Annotated in this window: 20 protein-coding genes and 1 tRNA gene; 14 read left to right on the top strand and 7 right to left on the bottom strand. The window is 53.4% G+C overall.

Annotated elements, in window-relative coordinates; translation table 11 throughout:
• Positions 1–346: 346 nt before the first annotated feature.
• Complete coding sequence (kdgT, locus tag B3X29_RS11160) at positions 347–1,342, bottom strand: 2-keto-3-deoxygluconate transporter (protein ID WP_103177914.1); 996 nt, start codon at positions 1,340–1,342, stop codon at positions 347–349.
• A 657-nt stretch (positions 1,343–1,999) separates the two neighbouring features.
• Between kdgT and proP the strand changes: the two genes are divergently transcribed.
• From proP to B3X29_RS11105, 11 genes are all read left to right on the top strand, one after another.
• Positions 2,000–3,502 carry a glycine betaine/L-proline transporter ProP gene (gene proP / locus B3X29_RS11155; protein ID WP_103177915.1) on the top strand — a complete coding sequence of 501 codons (1,503 nt, stop codon included), beginning with the start codon at positions 2,000–2,002 and terminating at the stop codon, positions 3,500–3,502.
• Positions 3,503–3,906: 404 nt separating this feature from the next.
• The gene (locus B3X29_RS11150) at positions 3,907–5,322 is read left to right on the top strand and encodes an undecaprenyl-phosphate glucose phosphotransferase (protein ID WP_159340247.1); all 1,416 of its coding nucleotides are present in this window, start codon (positions 3,907–3,909) and stop codon (positions 5,320–5,322) included.
• On the top strand, positions 5,312–6,598 hold the full coding sequence (locus tag B3X29_RS11145; RefSeq protein ID WP_159340246.1) for an outer membrane beta-barrel protein: 1,287 nt from the start codon (positions 5,312–5,314) through the stop codon (positions 6,596–6,598). Before B3X29_RS11150 ends, B3X29_RS11145 begins: the two co-directional genes overlap by 11 nt.
• A 1-nt stretch (position 6,599) precedes the next feature.
• Positions 6,600–7,157 carry a polysaccharide biosynthesis/export family protein gene (locus B3X29_RS11140; RefSeq protein WP_103825453.1) on the top strand — a complete coding sequence of 186 codons (558 nt, stop codon included), beginning with the start codon at positions 6,600–6,602 and terminating at the stop codon, positions 7,155–7,157.
• A gap of 2 nt (positions 7,158–7,159) precedes the next feature.
• A complete protein-coding gene (locus B3X29_RS11135; protein ID WP_159340245.1) occupies positions 7,160–9,286 on the top strand; it encodes a GumC family protein in 2,127 nt (708 codons plus the stop codon).
• On the top strand, positions 9,283–10,494 hold the full coding sequence (locus B3X29_RS11130) for a lipopolysaccharide biosynthesis protein (RefSeq protein WP_103177920.1): 1,212 nt from the start codon (positions 9,283–9,285) through the stop codon (positions 10,492–10,494). The genes B3X29_RS11135 and B3X29_RS11130 overlap by 4 nt, the downstream gene beginning before the upstream one ends.
• Positions 10,491–11,867, top strand: coding sequence for a capsular biosynthesis protein (locus B3X29_RS11125; protein WP_159340244.1), 1,377 nt, complete (start codon positions 10,491–10,493; stop codon positions 11,865–11,867). Before B3X29_RS11130 ends, B3X29_RS11125 begins: the two co-directional genes overlap by 4 nt.
• Positions 11,864–12,862 (top strand): glycosyltransferase, encoded by a 999-nt coding sequence (locus B3X29_RS11120; RefSeq protein WP_103177922.1) that lies wholly within the window; start codon positions 11,864–11,866, stop codon positions 12,860–12,862. The genes B3X29_RS11125 and B3X29_RS11120 overlap by 4 nt, the downstream gene beginning before the upstream one ends.
• Positions 12,862–14,073, top strand: a complete 1,212-nt coding sequence (locus B3X29_RS11115; protein WP_156653756.1) for a glycosyltransferase family 4 protein — start codon at positions 12,862–12,864, stop codon at positions 14,071–14,073. The genes B3X29_RS11120 and B3X29_RS11115 overlap by 1 nt, the downstream gene beginning before the upstream one ends.
• A gap of 1 nt (position 14,074) precedes the next feature.
• Positions 14,075–15,187, top strand: coding sequence for a glycosyltransferase family 4 protein (locus B3X29_RS11110; protein ID WP_159340243.1), 1,113 nt, complete (start codon positions 14,075–14,077; stop codon positions 15,185–15,187).
• 2 nt (positions 15,188–15,189) lie between these two features.
• Positions 15,190–15,597 carry a hypothetical protein gene (locus tag B3X29_RS11105; protein WP_103177925.1) on the top strand — a complete coding sequence of 136 codons (408 nt, stop codon included), beginning with the start codon at positions 15,190–15,192 and terminating at the stop codon, positions 15,595–15,597.
• Positions 15,598–15,637: 40 nt separating this feature from the next.
• Here B3X29_RS11105 and galE read toward each other — a convergent pair whose 3' ends face one another.
• Both galE and B3X29_RS11095 read right to left on the bottom strand, forming a co-directional pair.
• Positions 15,638–16,654, bottom strand: a complete 1,017-nt coding sequence (galE, locus tag B3X29_RS11100; protein WP_103177926.1) for a UDP-glucose 4-epimerase GalE — start codon at positions 16,652–16,654, stop codon at positions 15,638–15,640.
• 120 nt (positions 16,655–16,774) lie between these two features.
• Positions 16,775–17,701: a glucosamine inositolphosphorylceramide transferase family protein gene (locus tag B3X29_RS11095; RefSeq protein ID WP_103177927.1), complete on the bottom strand. Its 927-nt coding sequence runs from the start codon at positions 17,699–17,701 to the stop codon at positions 16,775–16,777.
• Positions 17,702–17,931: 230 nt separating this feature from the next.
• On the opposite strand from B3X29_RS11095, the gene B3X29_RS11090 reads away from it, so the two are divergent.
• Positions 17,932–19,356 (top strand): DUF4832 domain-containing protein, encoded by a 1,425-nt coding sequence (locus tag B3X29_RS11090; protein ID WP_156653757.1) that lies wholly within the window; start codon positions 17,932–17,934, stop codon positions 19,354–19,356.
• Between the two features lie 230 nt (positions 19,357–19,586).
• Here B3X29_RS11090 and B3X29_RS11085 read toward each other — a convergent pair.
• A tRNA-Phe gene (locus B3X29_RS11085) sits at positions 19,587–19,662 on the bottom strand.
• A gap of 172 nt (positions 19,663–19,834) precedes the next feature.
• Between B3X29_RS11085 and B3X29_RS11080 the strand changes: the two genes are divergently transcribed.
• Positions 19,835–20,677, top strand: coding sequence for an AraC family transcriptional regulator (locus tag B3X29_RS11080; protein WP_159340242.1), 843 nt, complete (start codon positions 19,835–19,837; stop codon positions 20,675–20,677).
• A 36-nt stretch (positions 20,678–20,713) separates the two neighbouring features.
• Positions 20,714–21,304, top strand: coding sequence for a LysE family translocator (locus B3X29_RS11075; protein WP_103177930.1), 591 nt, complete (start codon positions 20,714–20,716; stop codon positions 21,302–21,304).
• On the opposite strand, the gene B3X29_RS11070 is transcribed toward B3X29_RS11075, so the two are convergent.
• From B3X29_RS11070 to cutA, 3 genes are read right to left on the bottom strand one after another with little or no spacing between them, the layout of a single operon-like run.
• Positions 21,301–21,876: a transcriptional regulator gene (locus B3X29_RS11070; RefSeq protein ID WP_103177931.1), complete on the bottom strand. Its 576-nt coding sequence runs from the start codon at positions 21,874–21,876 to the stop codon at positions 21,301–21,303. The genes B3X29_RS11075 and B3X29_RS11070 overlap by 4 nt on opposite strands.
• 47 nt (positions 21,877–21,923) lie before the next feature.
• Positions 21,924–23,627, bottom strand: coding sequence for a protein-disulfide reductase DsbD (locus tag B3X29_RS11065; protein ID WP_159340241.1), 1,704 nt, complete (start codon positions 23,625–23,627; stop codon positions 21,924–21,926).
• Complete coding sequence (gene cutA, locus B3X29_RS11060) at positions 23,603–23,926, bottom strand: divalent cation tolerance protein CutA (RefSeq protein WP_103177933.1); 324 nt, start codon at positions 23,924–23,926, stop codon at positions 23,603–23,605. The genes B3X29_RS11065 and cutA overlap by 25 nt, the downstream gene beginning before the upstream one ends.
• Between the last annotated feature and the right edge of the window lie 65 nt (positions 23,927–23,991).

The following is a 23,991-nucleotide window of genomic DNA, read 5'->3' as shown; positions in this document are numbered from 1 at the left end:
CTTACAGCGACTCCCTGGTCCGGCTGAAAATCGCTGAGGCGTTGACCGTAGGCCGGGGCGAGGCGCAGGGATGCGCCGAGAGGGCGTGACCTACATGGATGTAGGATCACGCCCGACCCGATAGCCGAAGGGAATAAGCCGAAGGAACCGCGAAGCGGCGATTTTCTTTGCCGGGAGCCGGGGTAGCCAGGGGGGAGGCGGCGAGCCCCCCTGGCACGTTCACCGGTTCAGGTGTGACAGAGAGGCAAAGAACGTAAGGTGAACGGAACCAACAACGGAGTTGCATGTTCCCCCTCACCCTAACCCTCTCTCAAGGGAGAGAATAGTCCGGGCGAGGGCTTATATCTCAGTGGTGCAGTGATTCAACCGGGCGCTGTTCTTCGGTCGTGGTTGGGACGTTGCCAAAGCGTTTGGCGTACAGCGCGGTAATAATCGGCACCAGAATCGCGGTGACGATGACGCTTGCAGCAACCAGCGCGGTAGCGGAGGCGGCAACCGGTTCGAACGCCGGGTTAATCTGGGCGATAATCACCGGGTTTGCCACCGCAGCGCCTGCTGCGGAAGAGGCGGCGACACCCGCAGTACCATTCCCGCCGCCGATAACGCGGTCGGCAATAATCAGTGGGATACCGGTGATAACGATAACCGCCACACCCAGCACGATACCCAGCAGACCCGTATCGAGGATAACGTTCAGGTTGATGGTGTTACCCAGCGCGAAGCCGAAGAACGGGATCAGAACCGGGGTCGCTTTGCTGAAGAAGTCGCGCAGATCGTGGTCCAGGTTGCCGAGGGCAAAACCGATCAGGAACGGCAGGACGGCGCCGACAAAGTGGTGCGGTTCAAAGGAGGCCAGACCGGCGGAGCCGAGGATCAGCATGGTCATCAGCGGGCCAGATTCCAGAGACATCAGCACGAACGCGCCGGACTCCTCTTTGGTGCCGTACTGGTTCATCAGGCTGGCATACAGGCCACCGTTGGTCATGTCCATTGCAGAAACAATGGCCAGCACCGAGAGGCCTGCGAAGAAGCCGGTCTGAATACCGTTTTCCGGAATAAACATGGCACAAACCATCGCCACAATCCACGCCACGGCAATTTTGGTAATTACCAGCGTACCGGATTTACGTAATACCGTACCCGTTGCACGTAAATTTATGGAAGCGCCAATACAGAAGAACCAGACCGCAAGGATCGGTACTGTGCCGGTAATCATGCCTTTGGTGAATCCACCAAAATAGGCTCCAGTATTAGGCGCTAAGGTATTTAAAATTGCACCCAGAACCAGCGGAACCAGCATCATCCCTCCGGGGATGCGTTCTATCGCGGCTTTAATCTTCATCATCAACCCTCACATCTCATCGCGCATCGCCAGCGGACAAGTGATATTTAATAATCTAATGAATTCAACGAATTGTGACCTGGTGGCGTCAGCGGATTCGTCATTCATACAGCAGATATAACCAGTTTGGTTTTTTTAAGCCTTCACTCAAAGGCCACCAGACTCGTTGTAACGGGCTTATGATGCGATCGTTGGAATTGTGATTCAATCAAAATAAAACAGTGTTTTAGTTATCTTCGTCACATATTTTAAGGAAACACGATATTTGCCTCTTGATTATTAAAACCGCTGTAAATGCATTGTAAAATAATGTCGTTCTTTTTTAATTTCACAGCAAATAATAACGTTCGAAAGGGTATTTACAGAACCAGACATAAGAAACAACTGATGGGCATGTATTTACAGTTTTGACACTTCTGGTGATAACCATAAAAAAATATGTGAAGTTGATCACACATATAAACGCTGGTAGGGTAAAGGCTGTCATTCACAGCCCAGACAGGCGTCAACAGGTTCGGTTGTACCGGTCCGAAAGGTCAGTGTAAGTAAACCTGCTACGCTTGAGAGACGAGAATGCGCATGAAGCGCTTCCCGGGTTCCATAGAGCGCATTTTTCAGCGCTGTGGTGAGGACTGGGCTTAGTCTATGAGGATAGCAATGCTTAAAAGGAAAAAAGTTAAACCGATCACCCTGCGCGACGTCACCATTATTGACGACGGCAAACTGCGTAAAGCGATCACCGCCGCCTCGCTCGGTAATGCGATGGAATGGTTCGATTTTGGTGTGTATGGCTTCGTGGCCTATGCGCTAGGTAAAGTCTTCTTCCCCGATGCCGATCCCAGCGTGCAGATGATTGCCGCCCTCGGGACCTTCTCTGTTCCTTTCCTTATCCGACCGCTGGGTGGCCTGTTCTTCGGGATGCTGGGGGACAAGTATGGCCGTCAGAAAATCCTCGCCATCACGATTGTGATTATGTCGGTCAGCACCTTCTGTATTGGTCTGATCCCGTCGTACGCCAGTATTGGCATCTGGGCGCCGATCCTGCTGCTGCTCTGTAAGATGGCACAGGGCTTCTCGGTCGGGGGTGAATATACCGGGGCGTCGATCTTCGTCGCCGAATACTCCCCGGACCGTAAGCGCGGCTTCATGGGCAGTTGGCTCGACTTTGGCTCCATTGCCGGGTTCGTGCTGGGCGCGGGCGTAGTGGTGCTGCTCTCCACCGTGGTGGGCGAAGAGAACTTCCTCTCCTGGGGCTGGCGTATTCCGTTCTTCCTGGCGTTGCCGTTGGGCATTATCGGCCTCTACTTGCGTCACGCCTTAGAAGAGACCCCGGCGTTCCAGCAGCATGTTGATAAGCTGGAGCAGGGCGATCGCGAAGGGCTGCAGGATGGACCGAAAGTCTCGTTCAGAGAAATTGCCACCAAACACTGGCGCAGCCTGCTGACCTGTATCGGTATGGTGATCTCCACCAACGTGACCTATTACATGCTGCTGACCTATATGCCGAGCTATCTGTCGCATAACCTGCACTACTCGGAAGATCACGGCGTGTTGATTATCATCGCCATTATGGTGGGCATGCTGTTTGTCCAGCCGATCATGGGTCTGCTGAGCGACCGCTTTGGCCGTCGCCCCTTCATTATTTTTGGCAGTGTCGCGCTGTTCGCGCTGGCTATCCCTGCCTTCATTATGATTAACAGCAATGTGATCGGGCTGATTTTTGCCGGCCTGCTGATGCTGGCGGTGATCCTTAACTGCTTTATCGGCGTGATGGCCTCCACCCTGCCGGCGATGTTCCCGACGCACATTCGTTACAGCGCACTGGCGGCGGCGTTTAATATCTCGGTGCTGATCGCCGGTCTGACCCCTACGCTGGCGGCGTCGCTGGTGGAGAGTACCCAGAACCTGATGATGCCAGCGTACTACCTGATGGTGATTGCGGTCATCGGTCTGGTAACCGGCATTTATATGAAAGAGACGGCGAACCTGCCGCTGAAAGGGGCGACGCCTGCTGCGTCTGACCTTCAGGAAGCGAAAGAGATCCTGCGTGAGCACCACGACAACATTGAGCAGAAGATAGAAGATATCGATGCTGAAATTGCGCAACTGCAGGCGAAGCGTTCCCGACTGGTCGATCAACATCCCCGCATCAATGAGTAAATAACAAAACCCGGCTTCGGCCGGGTTTTGCGTCTTTTGTCACCATAACGTCACAGCATATAAGGTAGATCATATTTTCTATGGTTTTCCTGATTTTGCCTGCGTAATCGTTTTTTTTCATACCGAAAAGGAATACGACTAAAGTTTATTGGCGCTTTGATTGAATAGTGCTTACGCTGTATACAAGCAGATGCCTCTAAAAAATCGACGCTTTGAGCGCTATGAGAGAAGTGTATGCCGGGTTCAACACCAATGTAGTTGTGAATGCAGACAGACCCTGAGATGCTGAATCTTTTCGGTAACGTATCCTTGCGCGAAACAGCATTTTATTATTTTTATTACGCTTACTAGTGCAATTAGCACAAAAAAATAATACCGATGCTTAATTATAAGTAGGTCAGGACATGCTGAGAAATTCGCAGAAGATCATCCATGGAGGTTACTCAGTATTCATTAAATTAATTGATTTCTTCTCAATTAATTTAATTTTGATGCTGAGTGGTTGGTGGTTGAAAATGGAGTCTTTCGACACTGTGATTTTGATCAGCTTGTTGTACTCCATCTCGTTTTTACTGTTTGGTGAGTACACAGAGTGTTATCTGTATCGGCCTAAAAACAACAAATTACGCAACCAGCGGCGTCTTCTTCTGACGGCGTTTCTGGCCATCCTGTTTATCGGCATGGTGCGCCTTTTAGTCGCGAAATTATATTCTTTAGGTTATCTGAGCTTTATTGATGTGCGCAATATCCCGGCAATGCCGCTCTGGTATGCCTCGCCGATCCCTTTTCTTTACGTGAGCCGGCTGATTATCTTTAAGCTGTCGACTAAAAAACGTATCAGAGTGGCGATTATCGGTATCACCGATAACGGCCTGGCGGCGGAAAAGGCCCTGCGGCTGGAATATGCGGACGTGCAGCTGGAGCTGGCCTTCTATGATGAACGTGGCCCGGAGCGGCTGGGTGAACTGGCGAAAAGAATTACCAGTCCTTATAACGGGCCGGTGATCAAGCTGGTAGAGGAGGCGAAGGCGGGCAGAGTGGATGAAATCTACATCGCCCTGCCGATGGTGGCGCTGCAGCGTATACGCCATTTTTTAGCCATGATGTCTGATACCACTGTCAATACCTACATCGTGCCAGACTTTTACGCTTACAGTACCAATACATCGCAGATACGCTCTATCCATAACTTACAAACGATCGGTATTTTCACTTCGCCGCTGGATGGCGGAGGTTCGTTTATTAAACGCGCAGAAGATCTGGTGCTGGGCAGCGCGATTATGGTAATGATTGTCTCGTTAATGATCGTCATTGCCATCGGTATCAAGCTCACCTCGCGCGGCCCGGTTTTCTTTAAACAGGATCGTTATGGTCTGAGCGGGCAGAAGATCAAAGTCTGGAAGTTCCGGACCATGAAAGTCATGGAAAATACCGACACGGTGATACAGGCGACACGAGATGACCCCCGGGTCACGCGCTTTGGAGCATTCTTACGTCGGACGTCTCTGGATGAACTACCGCAGTTCATCAATGTTATTCAAGGAAATATGTCGATTGTCGGCCCGCGGCCTCATGCTGTGGCGCACAACGAGCTTTACCGTAAGCAGGTCGAAAACTACATGATTCGCCATAAAGTAAAGCCTGGGATCACAGGTTTAGCGCAAATTAATGGCTATCGTGGCGAAATTGATGCGCTATATAAAATGGAAAAGCGAGTCCAGTACGACATTGAATATATTCAGAACTGGTCCTTTTGGTTAGATATAAAAATCATCATTAAAACCATTTTTAAGGGATTTGTCGGTAAGAATGCATACTAAAATAATTATTATCGCTGGGATGATAGCGTCTCCGGTCGCGTTAGCAGAATTAACGCCAAAATCACACATCGGCTGGGCGGGCATCGACTTTCAGAGCAACGTCGCTGTGGATTATGGGCATAACGATAACGTGACTTTCCAGCCTCACGACAGCGACGAAAAAGGCTCCGACTTCCAGGGGCTCAAGCCGGTCCTGAGCATGAACGGGGAGCGGGGCCAGGATAAGTACCTGCTGATGTACTCCGGGGATTATCGCCACTACTCGAGCGATTCTGCGGATGATTATGACGATCACTTTTTTCGCTTTAAAGGCGACTGGCGATTTGGGCTGATGCATGGCCTGACCCTGAATCTGGAAGATTCCCTTGGCCATGAGGAGCGCGGGCGCGGCGTGACGGAAGGGTTCCTGCCCGAACAGTTCCGGCAATTTGGCGTGAGGTCACCGTTAACCACCAATTTGTTCAACGGTGAGCTGCGCTATAGTTACGGTGCGCCAGATGGCCGTGGAAGAGCAGACCTGGCGTTGATACACCGCAAGTGGACCTTCGGCAATACCGGCCAGGTTGAAAGCAAGGATGAGGACTTTGCACAGTATATCCGCGAACAGGAGTGGGACGAAAATACGCTGATCGCAGAAATTTTCGATCAATACACATCTAAGACGCGTTTTCGCTATAGTTTTATTACCAACCAGTTTCGCTATGGCCATGCGTCAGAAAAAGACAGTAATGAATACTATTTGCGTTATGGCATTCAGTCGCAGCTGACGGGCAAAACGAACGTTGATATGAACGTGTCGTGGCTTTATAAAACCTTTGAAAATAACCCTGGATCGAAGGATTTTAACGGGATTAACTGGGATATTCTGGGTGAATGGCGACCTCTCCAACAGTCACTTTTTACGTTAAGAACATCCCAAAGTATTAAAGACCCTTCCGAAGCGGGAGGATATAATTTAGTCACGGAGTACGGCGTTTCATACAAACATTTTTGGATGAATAACCGGTTAACGACGTTGCTTGATTACGCATACATTACAGAAGACTACAAAGATCAGGACAAGGACCGTCACGATAAGAATGGCGTGTTTTCATTTATTGTAGGTTATGACCTCACACCATCGATTAATTTTGGTGTGGAATATCATCTAGATACGCTTAAGTCTAATAAAGATACCGATACCTTTACCATCGGCCCTAACGACGATCGCGTGGTGACTGAAACGTTGGGCTACGATCAATCTTTGATTATGCTTACAGCTAAGGTTCAGATTTAAAATGAAAATAATGAAACTGTGCGCGTTTTTACTTCTCAGTGTCCTTTTTGCTGGCTGCAAATCACCGCAGCCGACGTTAAAGGACAATAGTGTGGTCGATACAGCAAATTATTTACTGGGCTCAGGGGATATCGTCAACATTAACGTTGCCGGTCAACCTGACCTGACCATGAAAGTAGTACTTGATAATAGTGGGGCTATTAATTACCCCTATATTGGCAAGCTGGAATTAAAGGGCAAAACCGCAAGCCAGGTCGATGCAGAGATTACGCAACGCCTGCGTAATGGCTTTGTGCTTAATCCCATGGTGACCGTAAATATCGCCGAATTCCGTAAGTTCTATATCTCTGGTGAAGTTGAGAACCCCAATGGCTATTCCTATGAGCCGGGTATGACCGTGGAAAAAGCCATCGCGCTGGCGGGGGGTTATACCGACCGGGCAGACCGTACGGATCTCAGCATTCGTCAATCATCCTCCGGTGAGTTACTCGAAAATGTTGATGTTACCCACTCCGTTCTCCCGGGCGATCTCGTAATTATTGGCATAGGGTTCTTCTGACCATGAAACTATCAATAGTGGAAAATGGCAAAAAGCGAGAAAGCGCTATCGATATCGCCAGATTTGCCAGAGAAATTAAAAAGAACTCCTGGAAAATCGTTCTCTCCGGCGTGATTGCCGGGGCGATTGCCTGGCCATTAATGAGTTTGATGTCATCGAAGTATGTTTCCACTGCCACGGTACTGATTAAAGCTCAGCCGGACAATGTTTCACCTTTCCAGAAAGTGGAAGGCTATGACTCCACCCGTAACGGGTACTACGAAACGCAAAACGCGCTGATGCAATCGCGCGTGGTGCTTGAGCAAGCCATCCGCACGCTAAAACTCGATCAAAACCCGGCGTTTAACGGTGAGGGGTCTGGCAGTAGCGCAACGCCTGCAAATGAACAGCAGCGGGTTGATCATGCCCTGAAAACGCTGCAGAAGGATCTGACGATCAGCAACGTGCGTACGACCCATTTGTCTACCGTCTCCTATGAATCCACCTCGCCACAGCTGGCGGCGGATATCGCCAATGGCGTGGCGGAGTCGTTTATTAATTACACCCTTGCGCTCAAGCAGCAAAAAACAGCGAAGGCGAGAGAAGATAACCAGCAGAAGCTGCAGGAACTCCAGCAGCAAATGGTGCAGCAAAAGAGTGCGCTGGATAGCTATCTGGCAAAAGAGGGGCTGCTAACCTTCCGTGGCGTTGATGGCTTTGAAACGGAGCAGATGGGCATTATCACCAACCGCCTGGCAAACGCGACCGAGCGCCGGGTAGCGGCGGAGTCTGTTTATAACGAAATCCGCTCCGGTGGCTCGCGGGGGCAGGTCATTTCACTGCCATCTATCTCAAATCACGCCCAGATCCAGGATCTACGCATTGCCCTGATCCAGGCCAACAGCGAGCTTTCCCAACTGGAGAAATCCTACGGTCCCCAGCATGACAAAGTGATCCAGGCCCGGGCGCGTATCAGTGCCATTCAGGCGCAAACGGCGATGACGCTCAGGGAGCAGGAGGCAGGAATACGCCAGACCTACGAGGCGGCGCTGGCGGACGAAAAAAATTACCAGAAGCAGCTGGAAGAGCAGAAAGCGAACTTCCAGAAGCTCTCCCTGAAGCGTGACGGCTACAACGATCTCAAGCTGGCGCTGGATAAAACCGAAGAGATGTACAAGATGGCCTATCAGCGCACGCAGGAGCTGGCACTACCCGGCTCTTATTCCGATGCGGATGCGGAGATCTACGATCCTGCCGTGCCCGCAGCGCAGCCGGCTAAACCGAACAAGCCGCTGCTGATGCTGATGATTGTGCTGCTGGTGATGCTCTTCTACGTGATGTACATCATGGTGAAAACGGCCACGGACAAGTCGGTGAACAGCCTGAGCCAGATGCAAAAACGGCTGAATCTGATGCCGCTGGGTGAGATCCGCCGCTTCAAGGGGGTGGGAGGACGCAGCAAAATCCGCGATCTGATGATGAGCGATCCGCTGAATGCGGACGTTATTCACAGTATGCGCACCCAGATCATGCTCAGCAGCCATCCGCTGCAGGTGATTACCGTGACGTCGGCGGAGGGTGGAGAGGGACGGACGCTGCTGGCGAATCTGCTGGCGAGCTCCTTCAGCTTCGACCAGAAAACGCTGCTAATCGATATGGACTTCTTTAACAGCGACGGGCTGTCGGGCGAGCTGGGCTCACCGAAGGCGCCAGGCGTGGCAGAAGTGCTGCGCGGCGACAACGCGACCGACAACGTGCTGGTGAAGATCAACGATAATCTCGATTTCCTGCCGCGCGGCAATACGCCGGTCTCGGCGCTGCTGCTGCTGTCGCCTGAACGGTTAAAACCGCTGATTGATTCGCTGCGTAGCCGCTACCAGCGCATCATTGTCGATGTCGCCGCCGTGAATCAGAGCCAGGAAGTGCAGCTGGTTAACCAGGTAACGGACGGCCTGATCTTTGTCCTCAAAGCGGGTCTGAACACCGCCGACACCACTGGACCGGCGATTGAGAAAGCGACCCACCACCACAATGTGATTATCGGCGGCGTGCTGAACCAGGTCGTGGATAAAAATCTGGAGAGTAAAGAGGGACTGCGTTCACTTAACTACCATACGCATGAACTGATGAATAACACAGGCCGGGCATGAGTCTTCTCAAGAGCGCCTCCACGATCGCAGGGTCATCAGTTATTTCACAGCTGATTGGTGCCCTGTCGATCTGGCTCATTTCGCATAAGTACGATCTTGGCGAAGTGGGGCTCTACGCGCTCAACTACAGTATTGCCCTGATTGGGGCGCAGGTCTGCACCTTTGCCTCGCAGCTGTTGATCCCCAGACAACAGGATGACGAGCTGGCCCAGAATGTGGTGTTTTGTCTCCTGCAAAGCCTGACCATCGCCATTCCTTATGCGGTGCTGACGGGCTGGCTGTTTCACCAGAATATGCTCTTTCTTTACCTGCTCACGCTCTCGAATACCTGGGTGCTGGTCGCCGAGAACCTGTCGCTGCGTACGGCAAACTTTCGCTTTCTGGTGGTGCAACGCATCTCCGTCTCGGTGGTGGTGGTGGTCTCCGTGCTGCTCACCCACCAGGTGATGGCGTTTTACTGGATGTGGGCGATCCTGATGATGGCGCTGACCAGCGCCTGCATTCTGCGGGCGTTTGATATTCGCACCGTCACCCTGCATCACCTGTGGCCCTCCAGTAACCTGGCGTTCCTGAAAAAAAATATCCACCACATTACCAAAGTGGGCAGTGCCGAAGTGCTGGCGATGGCTAATAACAACCTGCCGATTATGCTCATCAACTTCTGGTTCTCGGCCTTAACGGCGGGCTATTTCTCGGTGGTGAGCCGCTTCTGTCTGGCCCCGGTGGTGATTGTCGGCAATGCGGTGCGGAACACCATTTTCTCGAAATGGTCGATAGATTTCAGAAACAACGTCTTCAACTACGAAGAGTACACGAAGGTCCGTCTGCTGCTGTTGGTGCTGGGGGTGATCTGCACGCTGGGGGTCTTCATCTTCTACCCGATTGTGATGAATCTGGGCTTCAGCGAGGAGTGGATCGCCTCCGTGCCGACCTCGCGCTATATGCTGCCCTACCTCTTCCCGGCGCTGGCGGTCTGTCCGCTGACGGTGATTGAACTGATTTTCGGCTCGCACCGCTACTTCCTGCGGATCCAGCTTGAACAACTGGCGATTGTGGTTATCGCGTTCCTCGTTGTGCCCTATTTTTACAATGACTATGCGACCTCCATCATCTTATTTTCGATTCTGACGTTCATTCGCTACGCCTTCATCTACCTGAAGGTGAATAAGCGCGCCGACATTCTGAAAAACGGGTCAGTGGCATCATGAATCTTAATACCGGACATTACTTACAAACCTTCACCCTGCTGACCCTCATCTTCATCGGGCTGGTGCAGTACTTCACCGGTGAGTTGGCGGTGCTGTGGCTCCCCTTCTTCATGACGATGCTGATGGCCGGTTTCCTCGTGCTGCAAACCCGCCATGAACCCGTGCGGCTGGATGCGCAGGAAGCGATTGTTCTGACGTTGTATCTCTCGTTTATCGTGCTGGCGGGGATTTCGACCCTGTTCCAGGGCGGGGCGCTGATTACCCTTATCGGGTTTAAGAATGAGATTGCGCTCTCGCTGGTGATGCTCTGCCTTCTGCTGGGCTTCTGCCGGGAATCGCAGATCTATCAGGTGACGCGCGGCCTGTACTGGATTTTTTATATCCAGTTCCCGGTTGCGCTCTACCAGCTCCTCTTTGTGGTGCCGCAGCGCGTGGCGTTACACGGCGAAGAGGAAAAATGGGACTCCGTGGTGGGGACGTTCGGTGGTGACCCGATGGGTGGCGGCAACACCGCGGCGATGGGGCTGTTCTGTCTGCTGATCATGCTGCTGAAGGTCTCGGAGTATAAGCATGGGCTGACCAGCTTTAAAAACATGGCGTTGCATATCGCGCTGGGGTTTGTGATGTGCATTATTGGTGAAGTGAAATTCGTGATCCTGCTGTCGCCGTTGCTGCTGGGCTGGGTGTGGCTTATGCCCTCCTGGGTCAAAGAGGCGAGTCGGGTGAATTTAGCCGTGCTGCTCTCCATTCTGGTGGCGATGGTGTTGTTAATCGGGCTGGCCATTGTCATTCTCGCCTACAGCTATACCGCCGCTTATGGCATCGATATGTCGGAGAACCCGTTCACGGTTTTCTTTGGTTCACTCAGCTATATTTTCGACCCGAATTTCATCTTGCCAGGCGGGGAGATCGGGCGTTTTACTACCCTGACGTTCTGGCTCCAGCATAACGACCTGTCGGGGTTGCCGGGCACGCTGTTCGGCTACGGGCTGAATGCCACCAACAGCGGTAGCTTCCTCTCGCCAGGTTTCCTGAATCAGGTCTATAACCTGATCCTCGACAGTACCGCCATGAGTATGCTGCTCTGGGAAGTGGGCGTGGTGGGCACGCTTATATTTATTGGGCTATTTGTTTATATACTGAAAGTGGTTCAGCCTGAACCTCTGTTATCCGTTGACCAAATTGATAAACAAGATCTCCAGCTTCTGAGCTTTGCACCGGCATTTAATGTTTTTGCCATCGCCTGTCTGCTTAGTCTGCCCTACAGTCAGATACTGATGATCGTGCCAATGCTGCAATTCTTATTCTATTTATCTTTAGGTTCCAGCTTGATTATCCGCCGGACCGTACGCCGTTATACGGGGCTCTATTGATGTACAAACCGTTTATTACCGTAAGTATTAAAACGTTTAACGAAGCCGAGTGTATTGAGAAAACCATCGACAGTATTCGCAGCCAGATCGTTGAGTATCCGCATAAAATTATCGTTGCCGACAGTCTTTCTACGGATAACACCCAGCAGCTGGCCAGCGATAAAGGGGTGATGGTGGTGTCGTTAACCGAACCGGCAGACCGCTGTTGCGGTGTCGGGCATCAGCTGGGCTACCTTCACAGCGAAGGGGAGTTCATTCTGCTGATGGATGGCGATATGGAGCTGGAGCCGGGCTTTATCGATCGGGCGGTGGCGTTTCTGCAGGAAAATCCTGGCTATGCTGGCGTGGCCGGCACGGTGGAGATGGACGACGCCTCAAACTATGAGTTTACCTCCCGCAAACAGCGCATCAATAAGATCTATCCGCTGGGCGACTGCGACCATTTAGGTGGTGGCGGCCTGTATCGCCTGTCGGCGATTGCCGACATCGGTTATCTGACCAACCGCAGCCTGCACGCCTATGAAGAGGCGGAGCTGGGCATTCGCCTGCTGACCGCGGGCTACAAACTGCATCGCCTGAACGTGCCCTATTTCCGCCATACCTCCTACACCATGCCGACCTTTAAAATGCTGCGCTATCGCTGGAAAAGCGGGTTTCATCAGGCGCCGGGAGAACTGCTGCGCAGCGCATGGGGCAAGCCCTGGTTTCGCGATGCGCTGATGCTAGTGAAAAACGAAGTGATTTTCGCAAGTTACATCTTTATCGTTCTGATTGTGTTCTTCACTTTCGACGTCAGCCTGATCGACATTGCGCTGCTGCCGTTGCTGGCCTTCATCCTGCTGAAAACCATTCGCAACCGCTCATTAAAAAACGGCCTCAACAGCGTGATTAATCTGGCGGTGCTCTCTGCCGGGCTGGTTAAAGGCCTTTTCCACCCCCTTCGCGATCCCAGGGTGCCACCGGGCAATAAAGTTATTCATGAGCAGGTAGAGTAATGAAAGTCTTACTGGTGAATAAGTTCTTCTTTATTAAAGGAGGAGCTGAAACGGTCTATTTTCAGGAACGTAACATGCTGAAAGAGGCCGGGGTGGAGGTAATTGATTTCTCAATGCAGCACGAGAAAAATTTTCCCTCTGACTATGCGGACTACTTCGTCACTAATGTGGATTACCACAAAGAGGGCGGCCTGCTGGCGGGAGCAAAAACCGCCATCAGCTTTATTCACAACCGGGAGGCGTGCAAAAAAATGCTAGCGCTGCTGCAACAGACGCGCCCGGAGATCGTCCATTTCCACAATATTTATCATCAGTTGACGCCTGCGCTGATTAAAGTCGCCCGGGATTTCGGCTGTAAGACGGTGCTAACCGCTCACGACTATAAAATTATGTGTCCCTCCTACTCTATGCTGCGTGACGGCAAGGTGTGTGATGCCTGCGTGACGGGCAGCGTGTTTAATGCGTTTCGCTATCGCTGCCAGGAGGGCTCGGCGGCGAAGAGTTTGCTGCTGTCCTTAGAAGCGACCTGGCAGTACATCGCGCAAAATTATCAGGCGCTGGATGTGATTGTCTCCCCGAGCGAATTTCTGCGTAACGAGCTGAGGCGCTCGCTGCCGGACTCCCGTATCGATGTCATCGTGAACGGTATTGACGATAGTCAGCAGCCGGAAGAGGGCCCGGACGAAGGCTATCTGCTCTACGTTGGCCGCCTGAGCCGTGAAAAAGGGGTGCCGACGCTGACCCAGGCGCATCAGCTTATGCGGAATAAAATGCCGTTAAAGGTGGTCGGCCACGGGCCGCTGTATGACGACATGGTAAAAACCTTCCCCCATGCGGAGTTCCTCGGCTATGTGCAGCAAGGGCCGGAGCTGGATGCGCTGATTAAACATGCCCGGGCGGTGGTGCTGCCTTCTGAATGTTATGAGAACTGCTCCATGGCGGTACTGGAGGCGATGTCGTTCGCCCGCCCGGTGGTGGGGGCCCGAATTGGCGGCATCCCGGAGCAGATACGACACGGTATTGAAGGATTGCTGTTTGAACCTGGCAACGCTCAGGATCTGGCCGATGCGCTGGACGAGATCGCGGAAAACCCGCAGCAGGCCCGGGAGATGGGGCAGAAAGGCCGCGAAAGACTTTGCCAGAAATACTCACTGCGTAAGCACATGGAGACGTTGCAGGCGCTCTACCGCGAGCTGCTCGACGGGCGATAACATGGCAAAAAAAATCACGGTGTTGGGTACCCGCGGCATCCCGGATGTCTTAGGCGGCGTCGAAACCCATTGTCAGAATCTCTACCCGGCTATCCGCCAGCAGTGTGAGGTGGAGATTTGCGTTATTGCCCGGTCACCCTACGTACCCTACCGGCGCTCACGCTACAAAAACGTGGAGACCCTGGCGCTGTGGGCGCCCAAAAAACGCAGTTTTGAGGCCATTGTGCACTCTGTTATTGCTGCGTTGAGGACATTCGTCGATCGATCCGATATTGTTCATGTTCACGCCATCGGGCCGGGTCTCGTGGTGCCGCTGTTACGCCTGCTGGGTAAACGCGTAGTCTTTACCCATCACGGGCCGGATTACGATCGCCAGAAGTGGGGCAAGATGGCGAAAAAAATCCTGATGCTCGGCGAGAAAGTGGCGGTGAAGTATGCCCACGAAGTGATTGTGATCTCCGAGGTGATCAACCAGCTGATCCAGCAGAAATACCACCGTTATGATGCACATCTGATCTACAACGGGGTTAACGTGCCGGGCCCGCTGGATAAAGAGACGATCGATAAGATCCTCGGGCGCTACGAGCTGCAGCCCGAGCGCTATATCGTGATGGTCGGGCGCTTTGTGGAAGAGAAGGGGATGCATGATGCCATCGCCGCATACCAACAGTCGGGCCTGACGCTGCCGCTGGTGCTGGTGGGAGATGCGGATCATCCCTCGGAGTACAGTTTGCGTTTGAAACAGCTCGCGTTTGACACGCCTGGCGTGGTGATGACGGGGTTTTTAAAGGGCGAGGCGTTGCAGGTTGTCTTCTCTCAGGCGTCGCTCTTTGTGATGCCATCGTACCATGAGGGTTTACCCATTGCGCTGCTTGAGGCGATGTCCTATTCCCTGCCAGTGGTGGTGAGCGATATCCTGCCGAACCTCGAGGTCGGTTTGCCGGATGAAACCAGTTTTAAGCTGGGAAACGTTGCTGATTTAGCAGCAAAAATGGCAAGCCAGGCGCATTTGCCCCGCGTTGATTACGGCGATTTTCTGAAGCGTTACAACTGGGATGAAATCGCCAGGAAAACCGTCTCCATTTACCACAAATTAGACAAATCAATAGGTTAAAATTGACCAGTAAGCCCAGAAACCCGATCGTTATCGATCGTTTTTACGAAGTGCTTGATAAGAACGTGACCGCTCAGCTGACGCCTGAGCAAAAAGAGGAGATCGAGAGCGCGATCGTCTCGATCACCCTGGCGTCGCGGCACCGGATCGATATCCGTAAAAGTTTCCCTTTCTTCGGCAAACGCCTCTATATGGTGTTTTTACTGGGGCGGGATCTCCGCACGCGGTCGCGCCCGGAGTCAAAGCTGTCGCGTATCGTGGTCACTTTTCTCATTCTGTTTGCCACGCTGTTCCTGCTGTGTTGCGTGCTGCTGACGCTCTATATGATCAAATCAGCCCTGGGGATAGACCTGTTCCAGCACTTTCACGTCGGGATCTGGGACTGGTGGCTCAACCTGAAATATCAGTAATTAACAGGAGCCATATGGCCCCTGTTTACCCTGCCGGTAGTCAGGCGTTGTAGCCGTCGGGGTTGTTCTTCTGCCAGTTCCAGGCGTCGCGCATCATTTCATCTAAATTGCGCGTCGCCTGCCATCCGAGAAGCTGGCGCGCCAGCGATGAATCTGACCAGCACTCTGCCACATCGCCGGATCGCCTGCCAACGATGCGGTAATTGATTCTGGTCTGCGCCGCTTTTTCGAATGCTTTGATCAGGTCAATCACCGAATAACCGACGCCGGTACCGAGGTTGATGACCTTGAAAGCGTCCCCTTCGTCTTTATGATCCAACGCCGCCAGGTGGCCGTGGGCCAGGTCCATCACATGAATATAATCACGGATGCCCGTTCCGTCAGGCGTGGGATAGTCATCGCCAAAGACGGTCAGACACGGCAGCTTGCCGATAGCAACCTGAGAAATATAGGGTACAAGATTATTAGGGATCCCGTTTGGATCTTCTCCCAGGCGCCCGGAAGGGTGCGCCCCCACCGGATTAAAATAGCGCAGGCAAGTGATCCTGAATTGCGGTTGCGCCGCCGCGAAATCTCGCAAAATCTGCTCCACCATCAGCTTGGAAGTGCCGTATGGGTTAGTTGTACCGCCGGTAGGGGACTTTTCGCTTAAGGGAACGGTATCGGGATTGCCATAAACCGTGGCCGAGGAGCTGAAAATAAGGCTGGCGACACCCGCCTGCTGCATTTCCTGTAGAAGCACCATCGTCCCGGCCACATTATTTTCATAATAGGCGAGAGGATGTGCAATAGATTCAGATACCGATTTAAGGCCAGCGAAGTGAATGACGTCGGTGATGCTGTGTTGAGTGAAAAGGCTTTTTAAAGAGTCGCGATCCAGAATGTCAGCAATACAGACTATTGGCCGTTTGCCCGTTAATTCTGCGACCCGGATTAATGACTCCTGCGAGGCATTTGAAAGGTTATCAATGACAACGACCTCTTCTCCCCGCTCGAGTAATGCCAGTACCGTATGTGAACCAATATAGCCTGCACCGCCCGTAACCAGAATCGCCATATTAACGCCCTCAAAAAGCCAGCAGTGGCCCGCGCACTGACGTGGCGGAGCAGGGGAGCTCTTTTACAGTGTTTATCCTGTCACTCTGGTTAGATTAGTTCTGAATACCGCTATTGTCACTTAGCTAAAAAGACGCTTGCGGTGATTCACCATCACTTTATAGGCCAGCTTTTTAAGGGTGGAAAGTAGGCTGAAAGTCAGGTGTTTTGTATCGTAGACAATATAGTTATCGGTAAAGTTTAACGTGTGGATACCGTCACTGTTATTAATCGACGGGCTTATTTTACCGACCAACTTTTCTTCATATTTATGCGGCGTCAGATTGGTCAATTCCTTGATGAATATGGATTTTCCATAAAACCCAGCACTGCACTCCTGGGTAAAGAGGTAGGTTTTATCGTTGATCGAGTAGGGCTTTCCGGCGCCTCTGGCATGCATATTACAGATATCCAGGTCAGGAGAAATTTGCTGCCAGTCACCGAGAATAGCGTCTGAGGTGTGGATCACTAGCTCATTGTCCATGGTGGTGGAGGCCATGAAATTCACGCCATTCAGCTCAAAGATTACGTTATCCGTCACGGCCATATCGGAAACCAGGACTTTCACCTTTTCCCAGCGCGCGGGAAAATCAACCGACTGGAACAAAATGACCTCTTTCCGCTCTGCCGATTCCGGGATCATAAACAGTTTGCCGTCGAGTTCGAACAGGAAGGGAAAGGAGAGATGACATTTTAAGTCGTCAAACCCCTCGAGCTTAACGTCTTCTATCTCCTCCAGGTCTTTATTAAGGACACGGCAGCGCAGTACCCCCTTTGAGGTGAGGAAGGAGAAAGCTTCATAAAAAACATACAGCCGTTCACCTTTATCGATAATAAAAGGATCGGCCTGGAAAATATATTTTTTATCAAGCTGCCGTGCTTTCGCATTACAGAGAATATCCAGCGTGTTTTCCGGGAAAACATGCTGGCCGTGGCTGTTGATGACCATAATGTCCCAGGACTCATGGAAGAACAGCTTCTTGATTATTCTGTTATTTTTATTGAACATTTTACCATGGTACTCATGAGTAAATATGAATAAACTCAGAAATAAGCGGTGTCTTTAGTCCCAGAAGTATGAAAGGTGAATCATAACACTCGCTCTTCCCGCGCAGTAACATATCAACATTAGCCCAGCGTTTACGCATGGAAATAGTAATATTGGGTGAGTCCGGGAATATATCGTGTGAAATAAAATCTTCTCTGTTGGATGTAACACTCTGGGGAAAGGAGTATTTAATGTGCATTTACAAACTGCCACGCCGTAAAAATCGGTTGTTACTTCTGGTCGCCGGAGCACTGCTATTCCTTTCAGATGGCGCCTGGGCGGAGAGCGCAGACAGGTTACAAACGGTGAATCCGGCCGCCCTTAGCGGTCCTCTGGCAAACCCGGGAAACGGTGTTGCCCGTTTTCACGATCAGGACTTAAGCATTGCCGACTATCCGGCGACGGGTCTTGAGTATCGACGCTACTACTGGCGCGAAGTGGAACCGCGAGAAGGAGAGTACAATTTTGCGCTGGTGGATGAGGGGTTTGCTGCTGCGGCCGCGCATCAGCCGGCCATGAATGTCGGTCTGCGGTTTATGATCCTCGATGGGCCGGAGTCTGGCTCAGAGATCCCCCAGTGGCTTATCGATAAAGGGATCAAAGGCACCTGGACGCCGGATCACAAAACCTTTGCCCCCGATCTGGACGACCCCACCTATATGGCTTATGCCCGGCGCCTGCTGCAGGCGTTTGGCGCGCGCTATAACAATAACCCGGAACTGGCGTTCATTGATATCGGGATGGTCGGCGCATGGGGAGAGTGGCACAACAGCAATTTCCCGAACCTGCCGCCGTTACAGGAGCGCTATCCGCCCGCGCTGCTCAACCAATACGTTGATATGCATTTCAGCGCCTTTCCTGACACACCCAAAATCATGTTGATTAACGGCTATGATTCCGTGGCCTATGCGGCAAAAAAAGGGGCTGGCTGGCGGGCGGACTGCTGGGGAGACTGGCGTAACTTCAGCCCCACATGGAGCCACATGGCCAAAGATTACCCGGAACGTATCGCGGCGACGCAGTCAGCCTGGCCGGGGTTCAACGAGGCATGGAAAAAAGCGCCGGTCAGTCTGGAGATTTGCGGTCATATGGCGGAATGGCTGACCGAGCAGAAGTATACGCGCGAAGAGGTACAGGCCACCTTTGACTGGGCGCTGGCGCAGCATGCCAGCACCCTGAACATTAAATCTACCGAAATACCGAAGGTCTATCGCGATATCGTCGACAAGGCGCTGGCCAAAATAGGCTATCGCTTCCGGGTGGTATCGCTGACCCATCCGGCGAGCGTGCATGCAGGAGAGGCCCTGTCGCTCAATAGCCAATGGTCAAATGAGGGTGTGGCGCCCGTTTATCTGCGTTATACGCTGGCCTGGCGGCTGCAGGACAATCAGGGGAGCACGGTTGCCCAGGGCAGCGCCGGGGATGATATCCGTCAGTGGCTGCCGGGCAGGCACAGTTCGGCTTATCAGCTGGCTACCCCGCGTAACCTTGCGGCAGGACGCTATCAGTTGGATGTGGCATTGGTGGATAAACACAACAAAGCGCGTATTCAGCTGGCTAACGAGGGGAAACGCAATGATGGCTGGTACCGGCTGTCGACGGTGATGATTGAGTGAGGGGCGGTTTGGGTTAGCCAGAACACAGGAAAGCAAAAACCCGCCTTTTGGGCGGGTTCTTTAAATAGTGGTGCCCGGACCCGGACTAACGCCGGAGGCGTTGAACAGCGTGCTTGCCGCGCTGGCCCCGAAGGGGTGAGCCGCTTGCGGCGAATAATCGAACATCGTTCGATGAAGAGTCCGGCTCTCAGAAAGCAAAAACCCGCCTTTTGGGCGGGTTCTTTAAATAGTGGTGCCCGGACTCGGAATCGAACCAAGGACACGGGGATTTTCAATCCCCTGCTCTACCGACTGAGCTATCCGGGCAACGAGGCGCATTAAACCGTAATCACATACAATCGTCAACCTTATTTCGGGAATTGCTGTTCAACTGCTTAAGTTTGCGGCAATCTGTCGGTTTGCGCGTCGATTTTGCACAAATCTTCCAGACAGAAAAACTATCTCAGGCAATGCTGACAGCGAAAAAGGGGGCGCGACGGTGAAAGACTGGCTTGAGCTGCGACAGCATGCGGATACGGGAATAGAAACGATCAAGGCGCACTTTGAAGGGCATGCCTTTGATCCTCACTGGCACGACAGCTATCTGGTTGGTATCACCCTCAGCGGTACCCAGCAGTTCCATTGCCGTCGTGAACGTCATCGTAGCCATCCGGGTGATGCGTTTCTGCTTGAGCCGGGCGAGATCCACGACGGTGATGCCCCTGTTGCGGGGGGCTTCACCTATCTGACGTTCTATCTCGATGAGCGCTGGTTGACCCAGACCCTGCATGGCCTGTATGACTCGACACCCGGAAGCTATTCGCTGCATTTCACGCAGACCTTGACCCGCGAGCCGCAACTGGTCCGCGCCATTGGCGACACCTTTGCGACGCTGCACACTGACGAGATGAAGATCGTCCAGCAAAGCACGATGGATAATCTGCTCTCTCAACTGACCTCCCATTGCTACTGGCGCAGAAAATTGCCCTCACAGTTGCAGAGCGCGGCGGTGGCGCACCGGGCGCGGGACTATCTCTATGCCCACCTGGGCGACAATATTGGCCTCTCCGATCTGGCACGGGAGACCGGCACCGATCGCTTCACACTCACCCGTTGCTTTAAGCGCGAGTTTCACCTGGCACCCCATGCCTGGCTGATTCAGCTGCGGCTGGCGAAAGCGCGGCAGTTTCTGGCGCGTGGGGATCAGCCCGTCGATGTAGCGGCAGCGCTGGGGTTTGCCGATCAAAGCCATTTAGGGAGCTGGTTCCAGCGCGCCTATCGCATTACGCCTGCCCACTACCGTAGGTTGTGCACAAACCTTCCAGACGTTTCCAGAAAATAACGGCAATGTCAGGGCTCTTATAAAAAGGAGCCACCTGTGAATATGTTGCCGTTTCTGTTGTTTGCTTTTGTCGCCTCGATAACCCCAGGCCCCACCAATATCCTTATTCTGACCAACAGTCAGCACTACGGCGTGAAGGCGACCCTGCCTGCGCTGGTGAGCGCCTGCGCGGCAGCGAGCACCATTGTGCTGATTTCGGGGGCCGGAGCGGGCGAGATACTGAGGCAGTATCCACTGGTGCGCCAGGTGATGAGCTGGGCCGGGGTGTTGTGGTTAAGCTGGATGAGCTGGCAGCTTTTTTGCGCGCCTGCGGCAAATTTATCCGGGCATAATTATACCCGCTTCACCGCGCGTGCCGCGGCGCTATTGCAGGTTATCAATCCCAAAACCTGGATGATGGCGCTGGCGGTAGTCAGCCTGTTTGCGCCAGCGGGAGAGGGGACATTACGGGAGATCGCGCTGATGGCGCTCTGCTTTTTACTGATTTCGGTGGCCTGCCTGCTGTGCTGGGCATGGCTGGGGCAGGCGGTAAACAGGCTGTTTCGCACCCCTGCCGCCATGGTGCGTTTTCAGCGCCTGATGGCGCTCTGTCTCTTCATTTCCGCCTGGGCGGGGATGCTGGCTTAGGTCAGCGCCCCACCTTTGCGACATTGCGCGAAGTGCAGGATATCTTCCGCCAGTCGCTGGGCAGTATCGACATCGGCCTGGCTTCGATTCACCAGCATCCGGCTAAGACAGCCTTCTATGATCAGATCCATCTGCTTTGCCACCATTGCCGGGTCGTCCACTTCGAGGGTGGTCAGCAGCTCATGCGTAAAGTCATGTGAGGCGCGTTTTTGCTGATCGGCCAACTGGTGGATCGGGTGGCCGGGATCCGGGTAAAAGGTGCAGGCGGCAATAAACAGACAGCCCGGATAGCGGTGATTACGCACGCATTCGGTGAGCGCGGAATAGCGCGCCAGGAGCTTTTGCTCCGCCGAGAGCTCCGTGTTAAGCATCAGTTGCCTGCGCCAGGTGTCCACCTGCTGGCTAAGGTAGCGCAGGGCATCGTACAGGAGCGCTTCTTTATCGGGCCAGAAACGACGTAGTTCATCCAGAGGATAATTGACACGTTCAGCAACCATCTCTAGCGAGGTGCTGGCTATCCCTTGTATTTCAAGCAACTGTAGGGTTGCGCCCAGAACATCTTCACGTTGCACGGTTTATTCCTCCGTCTACTTTCGTACTTTCCCGCTTAAAGTGTCGTTTACGGTTGGCGATTGCGCAAATGCGCACTGAACGCGGCGGCATTCATAAAGCCCGTTACCCGTTGAGCATGCTGCTCTTCACCCTGAGCGTTGAAAAACAGGATGGTGGGCAGACCGAGCACGTTGAGCGCCTTCAGCAGGGCCTTGTCCTCTGGACCGTTCGCCGTGACGTTGGCCTGCAAAAGGACGGTATCGTTCAGGGCGTTTTGCACCTGCGGGTCGCTGAAGGTGTATTTTTCAAACTCCTTGCAGGCGACGCACCAGTCGGCGTAGAGGTCGAGCATCACCGGCTTTCCTTGCGCCTGAGCCAGCGCGCGGTGTAAGTCGTCGACGTTCTTAACCGGCATAAAATTCAGGTGGGCCTGGCTTTGCGCGGCCGGCGCGCCAAATGCCCAGTCCTGTAGCGGACGCACGCTGACCAGCGCGGCGGCCAGCAGCAGAATTTGCACAATGCGGACCCAGGGCTTGCGGGCACTAAGGCTGCTGATAAAGGCCCAGCTAAAGAAGGCCACGCCCAGCATTGCCCACAGGCGCTGACCCCACACATCGCCAATGACGCGCTCGAGCAGGAAGACCGGCAGCGCCAGGATGACAAAGCCAAACGCGGTTTTGACCGTCTCCATCCACGGGCCGCTTTTCGGCAGCAGACGGTTACCGAATACCGTCACCAGAATCAGCGGCAGACCCATTCCCAGGGCATAGAGATAGAGCGTGCCACCGCCGAGCCACATATTGCCGCTCTGGGCGATGTAGAGCAGGATCGCGCTGAGTGGCGCCGTGGTGCAGGGCGAGCAGATCAGCCCGGCGATGGCGCCCATGGCAAACACGCCCCCCACGGAGCCGCCCTGCTGACGGTTGCTCATCAGCGTTAAGCGGGTTTGTAGAGACGAGGGCAACTGCAGGCTGAAGAGACCAAACATCGACAGCGCCAGCAGGATAAAGACGATCGACAGCCCGATGAGCACCCAAGGATGCTGGAGCGCCGCCTGAAACTGCAGCCCAGCCGCCGCGACGATCAGGCCGAGAGCGGTATAGGTGAGCGCCATCCCCTGCACGTAGCTAAACGCCAGCAACAGCGCGCGGGCAGTAGAGAGGCGCTGCTTACCGCCGAGCACGATGCCGGAGATAAGCGGATACATAGGCAACACGCAGGGCGTGAAGGCGATGCCAATGCCGATCAGCAAGGCCCAGAAGGCGGAGAAGGGCAGTTCACTGCCGCTATTGTGTGGGGCCGTTTTCCCCTTCTCAGGAGAGACGGGAGCGGATACAGCAGCCGCTTTGACTTCGCTCAGCGGCACCACTTTCGTCTCTGGTGGATAGCATAGCCCGGCGTCGGCACAGCCCTGATAAGTGACCGTCAGGGTGGCGCCTTTGGCGGCCTGATCCACCGTCACGGGAACTGACAGCTGGCCCCGGTAGATTTCGCTTTTGCCGTAGAATTCGTCTTCGTGGGCGACGCCAGCAGGCAACTGGAGTTTGCCGACCTGCGCCTGAGCGGGGGTGATGCTGATCTGCTTGCGATAGAGGTAATATCCCTCCTTCACATTCCAGTTGAGAGTCAGTTCGTGCTGGTTTTGCTGAAAATCGAAGACGAAAGCCCGATCGGCAGGGGTGAAGTTCGAGCGGCCGGGTGCATCAAACAACCCGGCAAAGACTGATGTGCTGCACAGCAGCAGGATTAGCGTAAGGAAGCGTTGAGCCATGAGAGATAGTCGTTATCGCCGTGAAGCACTGGCAGCACCAGCAGCTCCGGAGTCTGGTAAGGGTGATGCGATTTGAGGCAGTCGAGGAGCGCTTGCTGTTTCGCCACGCTCGATTTGAGCAGCATCTGCACTTCATACTCCTGTTCCAGTTTGCCTTCCCAGTAGTAAAGGGAGGTGGCGCCGGGGAGGATGGTCACACAGGCGGCGAGCTTTTCTGCCAGGACTTTGGCCGCCAGATCCTGAGCGGTCGCTTCATCGGGGGCGGTACAGAGTACAACAACAGTGTCAGGCGTGTTCACAGGTCGACCTCGTTATCGCAAAAAAATCACTATACCACGACGGGACGCTGCTCATTAATGAATCG

The organism is Leclercia sp. UBA5076 (assembly GCF_002416465.1).
In the GTDB taxonomy this organism is placed as follows: Bacteria; Pseudomonadota; Gammaproteobacteria; order Enterobacterales; family Enterobacteriaceae; genus Enterobacter.
This window is presented reverse-complemented; position numbering and strand designations above follow the sequence as displayed.